Source organism: Aliterella atlantica CENA595 (assembly GCF_000952155.1).
Classification (GTDB): domain Bacteria; phylum Cyanobacteriota; class Cyanobacteriia; order Cyanobacteriales; family Chroococcidiopsidaceae; genus Aliterella; species Aliterella atlantica.
Genome location: NZ_JYON01000017.1, coordinates 60,902 through 73,956 on the forward strand (window position 1 = coordinate 60,902; position 13,055 = coordinate 73,956).

Genomic DNA, 13,055 nt, shown 5'->3' on the forward strand with positions numbered 1-13,055 from the left:
GGAGTGTGGAGCTTTCTTGAACAGGGGGAGCAGGGGAAGCAGGGGAGGATTTAACTTAATTTGTCTCCCTTGTCCTCCTTGTCCCCCTTGTCCCCTATATCAACGCTTGCGATCGCCCTAACTCGTCTAAATCTAGCTGTAGTAGGCGCTGATAAGCATTTGCGATCGCTTTTTTGCCGCGTAAGTAGCCTATATTTGCTCCTGGACAAATGTATTGCAGGTTTTCTTGGGTGAAATTGTCGCGCAGTAGTTGAATGCTTTTGATTTGCCTTCGCCAGTGAAATGTTTTAGATGTTCTTAGAGGTACTGGTAAGCCTTGTTGGTTGGGGAGTAAATGCCTACCTGTAAATAATATTCCGCCATATTCGGGCAAGTAAAGGCAAGATGAACCAGGGGAATGTCCTGGCGTCCAAATTACTTGCATATATGGTTGCAAAGTAATTTGGTGTTGGAAGGTAGTTACTGTTAATTTTGGTAGCAGATAGGCTTCTTGTTCTTGAATTAAAATGTCACAATTAAATGCTGCTTGTAGTTCTCTAGCTTTGCCAATCCCGCCTCGGTGCGAGATAAATAACACTCTTACTCCACCTAACAATCGGATAAATTCGTAGGTATTTTCATCTGTTGCTGGACAATCGAGCAAGATATTACCTTCTTTTTCTACAATAAGATAAGCAGTTCCGCCTAAAGTGTCTCGGTTGGGAGGAAAAGCAAATATGCGATCGGCAAAAACAGCTTGCGGTTGTTTGGGAGGACGCATCGCCTGAGTTGCTGACAAAGAAGCATTATTATTAAGAGATTCGGGATCTAAGTACATTGCTCTTTAAAAGTAAAAATTAGGTGAAAAATTAAGTTGCAAAATTTGATTTTATATTACTGAATTAGTACGAAAAAACAATAACTAACTTTTGCAAAAATATGGCACTTGACTGGATTATTCTTTTAATTATGGCACTATTTACCTATTTAATAGTGCGGCGTAGTGTAGCCGGAATTACTACTACTCCAGTATGGCTGTTGTGGCTAGTGCTAATGTTACCGCCTGTTGCTTGGAGTATATGGAGTGTGGTGCATGGCGCTGACCAAATACCGCCTTTAGAATTAGTTTTAGGGATGAGTATTTTAAGCATATTTTTGTACTGGAAGTTGCATCAAAGAGGCAGAAGAAATTTAACTCCAGCAGCGCAAGATCGACCGTCTCAAGTAGCAGAAGCAGCAACACCAGCGCCAGAAGTACCGCAGCCACTAGCAACGCTGCGTCCAATTGATAAAGAAGAGGAAACGAAGTTAAGAAACTGTTTTCCTTGGTCGGTATTTTATATTAGTAATATTGAGTATCGACCGCAAGCAATTATTTGTCGGGGACAACTGCGGGAAAAATCGTCAACTATTGCCTACGATCGCATTAAAGAAAACGTGCAAGCACAATTTGGCGATCGCTTTGTCGTATTGTTTCAAGAAGATATGACGGGTAAACCATTTTTTGCCTTGGTTCCCAATCCCCAACTTGCAGCAAATAGACGCAATAATGCCAAATTAACTCGTCCTGTTTTAGCCTTGGGTTTACTTGTTGCAACTTTGTACACTACTACTTTAGTAGGTGTAGAAATTGCCGATCCCGAAAATATTGCTGCCTTGCGCGACGATCCGACAATTTTACAAAGAGGATTACCTTATGCGATCGCTTTGATGGCAATTTTGGGCATCCACGAACTAGGTCACTATTTAGCAGCAAGATACTACAAAATTAAGGCAACTTTGCCGTATTTTATTCCTTTTCCCGCATTTTTGGGTACTTTTGGCGCATTTATTCAAATGCGTAGCCCCGTACCAAACCGCAAAGCCTTGTTTGATGTCAGTATTGCTGGACCTTTGGCTGGTTTTGTCGTTACTATACCGATCCTAATTTGGGGTTTAGCTCATTCTACGGTTGTTGCTCTGCCAGAGAACCCCCAGGCAGTGTTAAATCCTAATGCTCTTAGTCCCAACTATTCTTTGTTACTAGCACTATTAAGCAAGCTGACATTAGGCGCTCAACTTACAGCAGAAAGCGCCCTCGACTTGCATCCTGTAGCGATCGCAGGTTTGTTAGGACTAATTGCTACCGCCCTCAATTTGATGCCTGTAGGACAATTAGATGGCGGGCATATCGTTCATTCTATGTTTGGGCAGCGCAATGGCATAGCTATAGGACAGATTTCTCGGTTTTTATTATTAGGACTTTCTTTACTTCAACCTGGTTTTTGGGTATGGGCAATTATTTTATTTTTCATGCCTGTTGCTGACGAACCTGCCTTAAACGATATCAGCGAACTAGACAACAAACGCGATATGTTAGGTTTGCTAGCGCTAGGTTTGTTAGTATTAATTATTTTGCCGATGCCTAGTGCGATCGCTCAACTACTAAATTAAGACACATGGAATTACAACCAATTCAAGTAATCGGTGGAGGACTTGCGGGAACTGAAGCCGCTTGGCAAATCGCTAGGGCGGGAGTACCAGTAATTTTGCATGAAATGCGCCCGCAAAGATCCAGCCCCGCCCATCATTCTCAGGAATTGGCAGAATTGGTATGTAGTAACTCCTTTGGGGCGCAATCGAGCGATCGCGCGGCGGGTTTATTACACGCTGAATTGCGCCAGCTAGAGTCAATTATTATTGCTAAAGCTGACGAACACTATGTACCTGCGGGCGGTGCTTTAGCTGTAGATAGAGGTAAATTCAGTCAAGACTTAACTAAAACTCTTGCCGAACATCCATTAATTGAACTGCGGCGGGGAGAAGTTGAACAAATTCCTCAAGGCATAGTAGTTTTAGCAACAGGTCCTTTGACTAGCCCGCAATTAGCAGAAGATTTACGCCGATTTACAGGGATGGAATATCTCAGCTTTTTTGATGCAGCAAGTCCAATTGTGGTAGGCGAATCTATTAACCAAGATATTGCTTTTCGTGCTTCGCGCTATGACAAAGGCGATGCTGATTATTTTAATTGCCCGATGAATCGAGAGCAGTATTTGCAGTTTTGGCAAGCACTTTGTGCCGCCGAACAAGCCGAATTGAAAGATTTTGAGCGAGATAAGGCTAAATTTTTTGAAGCTTGTTTGCCGATTGAGGAATTAGCCCAGCGCGGTGAAGATACGATGCGTTACGGTCCGTTAAAGCCTGTAGGCTTATTTGATGCCCGTAAAGGCGATTTTCGTTCTCCTGAAAATAAGTCCCAGCGTCCCTATGCAGTAGTACAACTGCGTCAAGAAGATAAGGCGGGACAGTTGTGGAATATGGTAGGATTTCAGACAAATTTACGCTGGGGCGAACAAAAGCGGATATTTCAGATGATTCCTGGCTTGGAGAATGCTGAATTTGTGCGTTTGGGTGTGATGCACCGCAATACGTTTATTAATGCACCGCAATTGTTGCAATCGACGCTGCAATTTAAGCAACATTCCACAGTATTAGCAGCAGGGCAAATCATTGGTACGGAAGGCTATACAGCAGCTTCAGCAGGAGGCTGGTTAGCAGGGACAAATGCCGCTAGGATAGCTTTAGGTCAGCCGCCTTTAACTTTGCCTGTGACGACGATGATGGGGGCGCTATTTGAATTTATTAGTTGTGCGTCTCCTAAACATTTTCAGCCCATGCCGCCGAATTTTGGCATTTTACCTCAATTACCGCAGAAAATTAAGAGCAAGCAGGAGCGGTATGCTGCATATCGCGATCGCGCTTTTGCTGATTTGGCTAGTTGGCAAGCCCAAATTTCTTTAGGATTAGCTGGTGTTGCTTAGGAGGTTGAATAAACTTTTGATCCGAACGCAGATGGACGCAGATAAACGCAGATGTGAAAGATATGCTTTAGTTATTAGTACACAGAGAATGAGTTGATAACTGATTCCAACAATTTTTGCACTTTTGTCCACTGCTTTTCGGGGGCTGAAGCATTGAAAGTATATAGTTTACCGCGATTAACTGTAATGCTTGCTAGATTGTGGCGTTCTTGGTTGTTGGGTAGCTTGACTAGGTACTCTAAAAGATAATAATTTTTGCCGCCTACTTCTCGCTTTGCTGCGTCGATAAGTTCGGCTTTGCGACCGGAATTTGGCGGTGCGATCGCACTTTTGCTTAATTTATATCCTGCTTCGCTCGGAGTTCCTAATTCTTTTAAGCTTTTACCCTCTGGTACGGGATTAATTACTACTGATACGTTTTCGGTAACTTCGATTAAATCGTGGAAAACGACATCTGCACCAGGAGCAACTTTGACTTGCACCCAACCGTTAGGATAGAGAAATTTATAGCCATCAATACTATCTACATAGCTTTTAAGTCCCGCCGTCAGTGAAGCACAATTTGTTAAGCCGCAAGCTATTACTACTAACAAAAGTGCTGCAATTTGTTTCCACATTTTCATTCTGGGTTTGGACTTTGTGTTAATTGTCTTATTATTCTAAAAACCAATGCTGATAAGTACAGAATTACGCTGGTTTTATCCTGGCAAGTTACCTGAAGACATTTTTGCCTGGTTCAATTCAGGTAATTTGGGACAAACGCCGGAACAACGCGAGGATATATATTTATTTGTTGCCCCAGATTGCGATTATATGGGGGTGAAGCTACGTCAAGGAAGATTAGAAGTTAAATGGCGCAAGGCAGAATTAGGCACAATTAGTTTTGGCAATTTGGTAGCGGGAAAGTTAGAAAAATGGAGTAAGTGGTTGTGTGCAGATGAGACGGAGGAAAGTTTTCAACCCCAAAGCGTCGTTACTAAGTCAGAGTGGCTGAGAGTGAAGAAGGTTCGCTGGCAGCGCACTCAACGAGATTGTAGTGTAGAAATAACGCAACTGGAGATTAATGGCAATACCTGGTGGAGTCTTGCTTTTGAAGCTGTAGGCAAAGAACAGGATGCGATCGCTAACTTACAATCTGTAGGTAGTAAGATTTTTCAAGATTACAATCTGCATCAGTTGCAGGTGGAAGATTCTTTTGCTTATCCAAGTTGGCTTGCGATCGCAACTCGCAAATAGTTAGGAGCTTATACAATGAAGTTGAGTCCAGTATTTGCATTAAACATCATGGATACCCAAACCCTAAAAGCAAGAGTTGCCATTGTCGAGGGCAAACGCGATGAATTACTACGTTTGCTAGAACAGCCAAATCTAGGCAGCTTGAGAATAGATGTTAATCAAGCACTAGAAGAAATGGACGATTTGCTAGACGAATTTAGACGCACTTTTCCCCAAGAAGCGGGCTAACTCCTTTCCACATAATTTACGCTGGCAAGTCATTAGATTTGCCAGCGTTTTGTCGTTGTTTGATTTCCTGAATAATTAGAATTTAATGCTCTGTTACTTTCTCACCTAGTTTTCTAATTAGACTTACTAATTCTGGGGTGGCTGTGTCTTTCTTGCAAAAAGCATCTAAGCAGTCAGTTTTGCTCGACTCTTTAAATTTTGGATCTTCTAAAGATGAGTAAGCAATAATTTGAGTATTTGGGTCAATACCTTTGATTTGAGTAGAAGCGCTCCAACCATCCATGACAGGCATTTGCAAGTCAAGAACTATCACATTGGGGTGATGGCGCTTGACCATATCTATTGCTTCTTGACCATTACTAGCAACGCCAACTAACTCAATGTTTTCTTGCGCCGAAAGTGCTAGCTTAAGGCTAAACCGAGTTAGTTCGTGGTCATCAACAACAAGAACGCGCAAAGTAGAAGGGTGACAAGACAACATTAACATCCAGAGAAATCAAAAACGATTAGATAAATGATTTTTTTATAGTTTAAACGACAATAGGATTCAAGCCTATCTATCCTCTGGGTGAATAATGTTTATGCAGCGATCGCAATTTACTTGAAGTTAGTTAAAAAAGTTAAATTTTTATAAAGAATCAGCAACACAAAGAAGTACGAACGCAATACACTGCGCCCGTACGGGATAGGAAAAAAGGAATGATAGAAGATAGAGCATGGAATGAGAAAATAAATCTATCTAACTCAAAACTTAAAACTTAAACCTCAAAACTACTTTGAATAACCGTCCTATATACCTCGATTGCCATTCCACCACACCCGTTGACGAACGAGTATTGACGGCGATGCTGCCATTTTTTACTCAACATTTTGGCAATCCCTCAAGCATTAACCACGTTTACGGCTGGGAAGCAGAAGCAGCAGTTAAACAAGCAAGAACTACATTAGCTGGGGCTATCAACGCTTCAATCGAAGAAATTGTCTTTACATCAGGCGCAACAGAAGCAAATAACTTAGCAATCAAAGGTGTTGCCGAAGCTTATTTTAGTAAAGGGCAGCATATTATTACTGTAGAAACGGAGCATAGTGCAGTAATCGATCCGTGTAAGTATTTGCGATCGCTTGGTTTTGAAGTCACTGTTTTGCCCGTACAAAAAGATGGCTTACTGGACTTAAACCAGCTAGAAAAAGCATTGCGCCCAGAGACGATTTTAGTGTCTGTAATGGCTGCGAATAACGAAATTGGCGTGTTGCAACCTTTGGCAGAAATAGGGGCGCTTTGTCGCGCTAGAGAAGTCTTATTTCATACTGATGCTGCCCAAGCGATCGGGAAAATTCCTCTAGATGTAGAGGCGATGAAAATTGACTTATTATCTATGACAGCACATAAAGTATATGGACCAAAAGGAATAGGTGTTTTATACGTCCGTCGCCGCCATCCTAGAGTGCAAATGTCGCCGCAGTTGCATGGCGGCGGGCAAGAACGCGGAATGCGTTCGGGGACTTTGTACCCGCCGCAGATTGTTGGTTTTGCCAAAGCTGTAGAAATTGCTTTAGCCGAACTCGATGCTGAAAGCCAACGGTTAATTCAATTGCGTCAGCAGTTATGGCAGCAACTTAGTCAATTAGATGGGATTTATTTAAACGGTCATCCGACTTTACGATTGCCTGGTAATCTCAACATTAGTGTAGAGGGTGTAGACGGTGCAGCTTTACTCTTGGGATTGCAGCCAGTAATGGCAGTTTCTTCGGGCGCGGCTTGTTCGTCCCAGGCAACAGCGCCATCTCGCGTTTTGACAGCACTAGGACATAGCGAAAAGTTGGCTTATGCTTCAGTGCGATTTGGGATGGGTAGATTTAATAGCGCTGCGGAAATTGAGCGCGTAGGAGAATATGCGATCGCAACTATATCTAGTTTGCGACGACAAACTTCCCTAGTTTAATTGCAATTACCAAGAAATTTGCGACTTTTCTCGTACTACGCGATCGTAAACGCTGACTGTTTGCTGGGCTAATTTATGCCAACTAAAGCGTCGTTCTAAATCTTGATAAGCATTATCAGTTAGCCACTGCCTGTAGCCAGGATTTTTTAATACTTCTAAAATGCCCCAAGCTAAAGAATCAGGATTGTTGGTGTAAGTAACTATGCCTGTTTTGGTATGTTGAACTACTTCAGGCAAACCACCAGTATCGGAAACTACAACCGGAACGCGGGCGGCGAAGCTTTCTAAAGCAACGATCCCAAATGGTTCGTACAAGCTAGGAAATACAGCGCAATCCGCTACAGTTTGGAACTTGTCTAAAGCCTCGTCAGACATAAAGCCTGTAAAGTAGCATTTATCCCAAATTCCAGTATCCCAAGCTTGACGCTTTAATTTATCGGTATTACCGCCGCCAATAAAGACAAATTTGACATAACCGCCCATTTCCCACGATACTTTGGGCGCGGCGTTAATTAATGTAGCTACGCCTTTTTCATGAGTCATGCGTCCTACGTAGTAAACTATTTTTTCGCGATCGTTGGCGAAGTGGCGGCGAAAACTAGCGTAGTCGAAATCCGTATTGTGGTGTTTTTTCTCGGCGCGAATGCCATTGTAAATTACATCTGTTTTATCCCCAGGACTTTGCAAGGCGCGTTCGATTTCCTGCCGCATATACTCGGTGCAGACAATTACTCGCCAAGCATTATAAGCAAGTAACTTTTCTTTGCCACAAATGTAATGGTGATCGCTGTTGTATAGTCCGTTGTAGCGTCCAAATTCTGTCGCGTGGATCGTAGCGATTAGAGGTACTTTGAAAGTGTGTTTGAGAGCGATCGCCGCATCGCCAACTAGCCAGTCGTGAGCGTGAATTAGATCGAAGGGTCCTTCTTCTAGCATGAGTTTAGCGCCATGACTGCCCATGCTTTCGTTCATATTCGCCACCCAATGGAAAAAGTCGTTACTGGGTGCTACGCCGATGCGATGCACGCGCACGCCGTCTACTTCTTCGTACATTGGTGCTTGACCGAATTCCACTGTAATTAAGTGAACTTCATGTCCTAGCTTGACTATTTCTGGATATAACTCCGCTACGTGGCGGGCAATTCCGCCCACAATTCGAGGTGGGAATTCCCACGTCAGTACCAAAATTTTCATCGACCTCAGACCAGTAAATATTTCTTAATATATATCGATCTAAAGCTATGAGCACAGGAATTGAAGTATGTATATTTACTGAATTATAAATTATGAGTTAGGAAGATGGTACTTAGCGCGGTATTGCCGCCAGATTTTGAGACTAAAGATGCAAGCTATTAACCATACTAAGCCTGCAGCGTAACCTGCCGCTACATCGGTGGGCCAATGTACGCCTAAATACATCCGACTAAAGCCAATAGCTAGTATTAATAAAACAATTAGGCTCACAATCCAAACTCGCTGTCGTCTGTAGCGAGTAGCTAGCAAGTAGCCAATAAAACCGTAAATTACCATCGATACCATTGCATGACCGCTAGGGAAACTGTATTGTCCTACGTCTACAATGCGTTCCCATAGCATAGGGCGAGCGCGGCTAAATAAATGTTTTAACAAAACATTCAAAGCGATCGCGCCAATGGCTGCAATAGCTAATGTTGTAGCTTCCGAGCGCTGCTTTTGTCTTAGCAACCAAATAGCTACGCCCACACAAACAACTAATAAGATAGAGGGATCGCCAATAAAGGTAATACCCATCATTGCTTGGTCTAACAGCGTATTATGCAAGCGCCTGATTGCCAGCAAGATCCTCACATCAAGAGCGTGACTTTCTTTTTCTAAGACTTCATCGGCAATTTGTTCAAATGCCCACAAAGCTAGCCCAGCTAGCAATAAGCCACCAATTCTAACTCTTAATAGCAGCGAAAACAGCCGCGATCGCACTTGCTGCAGTCTTGATTGACTCATTGACAATATTATTAGGCGAATTTTTCCCAGGCATTGGCAACTAGGTCGCTCAACCACCGCCGTTGTTGCATATCTAATAAACTATCATCAGCTAACAATTGCGCGGTTAAATGTTCTAAGGATTGACCCTTAGCGCTGACCATCTTAATTGTGCCAGCGATCGCGGCAGCAACTATTTCTTCGGTTACTGGGTTTTGCCGCAGGGCAATAATTTCTTGAGGGCTTGCTGGAATGGGATAATGCATGGCGGAGGTTGTGCGATCGGAACGTATTTTAATAAAACTGACTAAATTGTAAACTTTCTTAAAAATATTCTCATCAAACTTGTAAGGGGAAGTGTAGCGTACTCTGCGGGTTTGTCAACTCTGTCTGAATAAGTAATTAACTAGGAGTTAAGATCGCTAAATGAAAGAAATTTTATATATAGAGATTCCTACGCCGGATACAACTGCTGTGTGTACGTGGTTGCACCAGGAATGGATGCCCAAAATAGGGGAAAAGCTAAACTCTCCTTGTGGCGTGCGCTTGCAGATATTTGATGCTACAAACTCTAGAGCGACTATTTCTGATGAAGCCCTACTAGGAGAAATTTCTATTTTTGTGTGGTCGTTGCAGCGGACGACTTATCTTAAAGCATTTCGCTACAGTCCCGAAGTGACCGCGCCGCTTAGTTTCCAAGGGAACCTCGAAAACCCGCGCGGTCAAAAACCGTTACCAGGTGAAAAGCAAATATTGGCACAGTTGACTGCGGATATAAGAGCCAAGTTTCCCCATCAGTACCCCGAACCGCCAGCAATCGATTTAACTAAATCGACGATATTTGAGTCATTAGAGCGCGATTATCCGTTAACTGTTAAGTATTTTCAGAAAATGCCTAACGGGGAATATGATTTGCAGCGAGTTTATTGGTGGGAGCAAAGATGGCGTGCAGGTGTTCGTAATCCTCAAAAGCCGCAGCAGGTGGTGTTTGCGGGAGAGGTTGAGGGACAAGGGGGACAAGGAGACAAGGAGACAAGGGGACAAGGAGGAACGCCTGCGTACGATTTAATCTATGTTGGTGGGGCTTTGGGGGTGATTCATGCGGCGGTGATGTCTCAGTTGGGCTATCGGGTGCTGCTGTTGGAAAGATTGCCTTTTGGCAAGATGAATCGGGAGTGGAATATTTCGCGTTCGGAACTGCAAAGCTTGCTTGACTTAGGTTTGCTAACTTCTTCTGAATGTGAAAGTATTATTGCGCGGGAATATAAAGATGGATTTAATAAGTTCTTTGATGGTAACAATCCGCCGCATCTCAAAGCCGCAGTTTTACATACTCCTACAGTTTTGAATGTTGCCTTAGATTCGGAAAAACTACTGCAAATGTGTGGTGAAAAACTCCGCGCTGCAGGTGGTGAAATTTGGGATGAATCTGAGTTTATTAGAGCAGATGTAAGCGAGTTACAAGTTAGCATTAAAGTCAAGAGCCTAAAAGACTTAACAGAACAACAAGTGAGCGGACGCTTACTTGTAGATGCAATGGGAACAGCATCACCCATCGCTTGGCAATTAAATGGCGGACGTGCTTTTGATAGCGTTTGTCCGACTGTTGGTGCAGTCGTGGAGAGCGGCTTTGAGCCTGGAGTATGGGATTCTCAATATGGAGATGTATTGAACAGTCACGGCGATATTTCGCGGGGAAGACAGCTAATTTGGGAGTTATTTCCTGGCGCTGGCGAAGAATTGACGATTTATTTATTTCACTACCATCAAGTCAACGCAACCAATCCTGGCTCTTTGTTAGAAATGTATGAAGACTTTTTTACAATTTTGCCAGAGTATCGCCGCTGCGACGTAGATAAGTTGGTATGGAAAAAGCCAACATTTGGTTATATTCCAGGGCATTTTAGCGTAGGAAGTCGCGATCGCACTGTAGCATTTGACAGGTTAATTGCCATCGGGGATGCAGCCTCTTTGCAGTCGCCTTTAGTATTTACTGGTTTTGGTTCTTTGGTGCGGAATTTAGGACGATTGACAGAACTATTAGATACTGCTTTGCAGCACGATTTACTGAGGGCAAAACACTTAAATCAAATCCGCGCCTATCAAAGTAACATTGCTGTAACTTGGTTATTTTCTAAAGGCATGATGGTTCCGACAGGGAAGTTTTTGCCACCGCAAAGAATTAACTCAATGCTAAATACTTTTTTTGGCTTATTAGCAGACGAACCGCTAGAAGTTGCCGATACATTCATTAAAGACAAATTTGATTGGTTTACATTCAATCGCTTGGCGTTAAAAGCAGCAGGAAGAAATCCAGCTTTATTACCTTGGATTTGGGAATTAGCAGGCGCTAAAGATATTATGCGCTGGTTGGGAAGTTATCTAAATTTTGGCTTTCATGCTTTTATTAGCGTCTTGCTAGCGAGTTGGTTTCCTAGCTTCGTGCGCCGCATCCAGCCTTGGCTAGAACCACGTTTTCCGGCTTTATGGCTGAAGTTGTTAGCACAAAGTTATGGTTTGAGCGCAGGTAACAAGCGATCGCAACATAGAGATCGACTAGAGCGAGAGCAAGATGCGATCGCAAACCAAGAGTTAAGCAGTCAGAAATTTAACATTTGACGCACTATCTGTATTTATCTGCGAACGTGCTATGAATTCCATTAAATAGCACGTTCGTCATCTGCATTCATCTGTATAGCCTACAGCAAGACTGCATCTACATCTGCTGTTCTGGTGCTACAAGTCGGGCATTGCCCGCTTTGGGCGTACTGCCTCGTTTATCTGCGTGTATCTGCGTTCGTACTTAAAAATCGATTAAAATCAAATTTCATACGCACTCAAATCCAGCCTGAAAGTAAATAGCTGGGCAGATTAGAGATTATTCCTGCAATAGTATTATTTTCAGTCTTGTTGAGTCCCTTACAGTTAAAATCTAGCGATCGATAACTATCATCATCGTCGATAAATCAGGCGAAACACGCCCTTCTAGATGCAACTGCTCAATCGCACGCTCGTAAGATGTGCCTTGCCGCATAATATCTCTAATTGCCTCAAGTTCCGTCCAAGTAATATCGCTTTCACTATAAGCTTTAGCGATCGCAATTAACAAATTCACATATTGATTCCCCTCACCTTCAGTCATCATATTGTGGGGGACATTCAGCACCTTATCAAAACAGTAATACCAACACCGAGGCTGATACTTAATTACAGGGTCAAACAACTGCTTATGTTCCTCATCATCTACAGCGCGATCGCGATCGCTAGATACAATCAACATAGGCGCTGCTATACTCGCCTGCTGCGCCTGAGCTAAAATATCCGCACCCATATCCAAAAACACGCGCAAGGCAGGCATTAAGAAGCCACCATAGCCAAAACTTACCGCACCAGGCTCAGAACGCCAAGCAAAATAGATATCAAAAATTTTCACAAACAAATCTACCAGCGTATTACTCCCAGCCAAATAAGGAGCAAACAGCAAAGCGCGATAGATGCGATAGGGATAATTGAGCGCTAACCAAGCAGCCAACGTGCTACCACCAGACAAACCCCCAACTATCACCTTTTTTCCCAAAGATTGAGCAACTTCCAGCCAATACAGCCCAAAATCATGATAAACCTGCTGCTCTTGCGGTAGCGGCGGCGGATTATCTCGATCCCAATTACCAGCAATACCATGACCAGGCAACAGCGGCATCAAAACATGGTAGCCAGCAGCAAAAAATGCCTCCCCAATAGTCATAAACTGCTCAGGAGTAGCAGTAAAACCATGAAAAAACAAACAAACCTTATCGCTACCCTTTGATTGCAGCAAAAACCGAGAACCAGCAGCATCAGACATCAAAGGCAAAGCCGCCTCACGCTCTCTAGTTTGATTAACAATTGTTGATATAGACTCAAACAT

Annotated in this window: 13 protein-coding genes; 6 read left to right on the forward strand and 7 right to left on the reverse strand. The window is 43.1% G+C overall.

Annotated features, from left to right (window positions below; translation table 11 throughout):
- Window positions 1–94 precede the first annotated feature (94 nt).
- Window positions 95–817: an MBL fold metallo-hydrolase gene (locus tag UH38_RS15800; RefSeq protein WP_235355289.1), complete on the reverse strand. Its 723-nt coding sequence runs from the start codon at window positions 815–817 to the stop codon at window positions 95–97.
- A gap of 101 nt (window positions 818–918) precedes the next feature.
- Between UH38_RS15800 and UH38_RS15805 the strand changes: the two genes are divergently transcribed.
- Entirely contained in the window at window positions 919–2,412 is a 1,494-nt protein-coding gene (locus tag UH38_RS15805; protein ID WP_045055637.1) for a site-2 protease family protein, read from the forward strand.
- Between the two features lie 5 nt (window positions 2,413–2,417).
- On the forward strand, window positions 2,418–3,782 hold the full coding sequence (gene trmFO / locus UH38_RS15810) for an FADH(2)-oxidizing methylenetetrahydrofolate--tRNA-(uracil(54)-C(5))-methyltransferase TrmFO (protein ID WP_045055638.1): 1,365 nt from the start codon (window positions 2,418–2,420) through the stop codon (window positions 3,780–3,782).
- A gap of 74 nt (window positions 3,783–3,856) precedes the next feature.
- Here the strand turns inward: trmFO and psbP are convergent, their stop codons facing one another.
- Complete coding sequence (psbP, locus tag UH38_RS15815; protein ID WP_045055679.1) at window positions 3,857–4,399, reverse strand: photosystem II reaction center PsbP; 543 nt, start codon at window positions 4,397–4,399, stop codon at window positions 3,857–3,859.
- 52 nt (window positions 4,400–4,451) lie between these two features.
- On the opposite strand from psbP, the gene UH38_RS15820 reads away from it, so the two are divergent.
- Both UH38_RS15820 and UH38_RS15825 read left to right on the forward strand, forming a co-directional pair.
- Window positions 4,452–5,018: a hypothetical protein gene (locus UH38_RS15820; RefSeq protein WP_045055639.1), complete on the forward strand. Its 567-nt coding sequence runs from the start codon at window positions 4,452–4,454 to the stop codon at window positions 5,016–5,018.
- A gap of 48 nt (window positions 5,019–5,066) precedes the next feature.
- The gene (locus UH38_RS15825) at window positions 5,067–5,246 is read left to right on the forward strand and encodes a hypothetical protein (RefSeq protein WP_045055680.1); all 180 of its coding nucleotides are present in this window, start codon (window positions 5,067–5,069) and stop codon (window positions 5,244–5,246) included.
- Window positions 5,247–5,328: 82 nt separating this feature from the next.
- Here the strand turns inward: UH38_RS15825 and UH38_RS15830 are convergent, their stop codons facing one another.
- Entirely contained in the window at window positions 5,329–5,733 is a 405-nt protein-coding gene (locus UH38_RS15830; RefSeq protein ID WP_045055640.1) for a response regulator, read from the reverse strand.
- 289 nt (window positions 5,734–6,022) lie between these two features.
- Between UH38_RS15830 and UH38_RS15835 the strand changes: the two genes are divergently transcribed.
- Window positions 6,023–7,189: a cysteine desulfurase family protein gene (locus UH38_RS15835; protein ID WP_045055641.1), complete on the forward strand. Its 1,167-nt coding sequence runs from the start codon at window positions 6,023–6,025 to the stop codon at window positions 7,187–7,189.
- A 6-nt stretch (window positions 7,190–7,195) separates the two neighbouring features.
- Here UH38_RS15835 and UH38_RS15840 read toward each other — a convergent pair whose 3' ends face one another.
- The 3 genes from UH38_RS15840 to UH38_RS15850 form a co-directional block, all read right to left on the reverse strand.
- Window positions 7,196–8,383 (reverse strand): glycosyltransferase family 4 protein, encoded by a 1,188-nt coding sequence (locus tag UH38_RS15840; protein WP_045055642.1) that lies wholly within the window; start codon window positions 8,381–8,383, stop codon window positions 7,196–7,198.
- Window positions 8,384–8,473: 90 nt separating this feature from the next.
- Window positions 8,474–9,145 (reverse strand): phosphatase PAP2 family protein, encoded by a 672-nt coding sequence (locus tag UH38_RS15845; protein ID WP_045055681.1) that lies wholly within the window; start codon window positions 9,143–9,145, stop codon window positions 8,474–8,476.
- 35 nt (window positions 9,146–9,180) lie between these two features.
- Window positions 9,181–9,414 (reverse strand): hypothetical protein, encoded by a 234-nt coding sequence (locus tag UH38_RS15850; protein ID WP_045055643.1) that lies wholly within the window; start codon window positions 9,412–9,414, stop codon window positions 9,181–9,183.
- A gap of 160 nt (window positions 9,415–9,574) precedes the next feature.
- On the opposite strand from UH38_RS15850, the gene UH38_RS15855 reads away from it, so the two are divergent.
- Window positions 9,575–11,767, forward strand: a complete 2,193-nt coding sequence (locus UH38_RS15855; protein WP_045055644.1) for an NAD(P)/FAD-dependent oxidoreductase — start codon at window positions 9,575–9,577, stop codon at window positions 11,765–11,767.
- A 313-nt stretch (window positions 11,768–12,080) separates the two neighbouring features.
- Here UH38_RS15855 and UH38_RS15860 read toward each other — a convergent pair whose 3' ends face one another.
- Window positions 12,081–13,055 carry an alpha/beta hydrolase gene (locus UH38_RS15860; protein ID WP_045055645.1) on the reverse strand — a complete coding sequence of 325 codons (975 nt, stop codon included), beginning with the start codon at window positions 13,053–13,055 and terminating at the stop codon, window positions 12,081–12,083.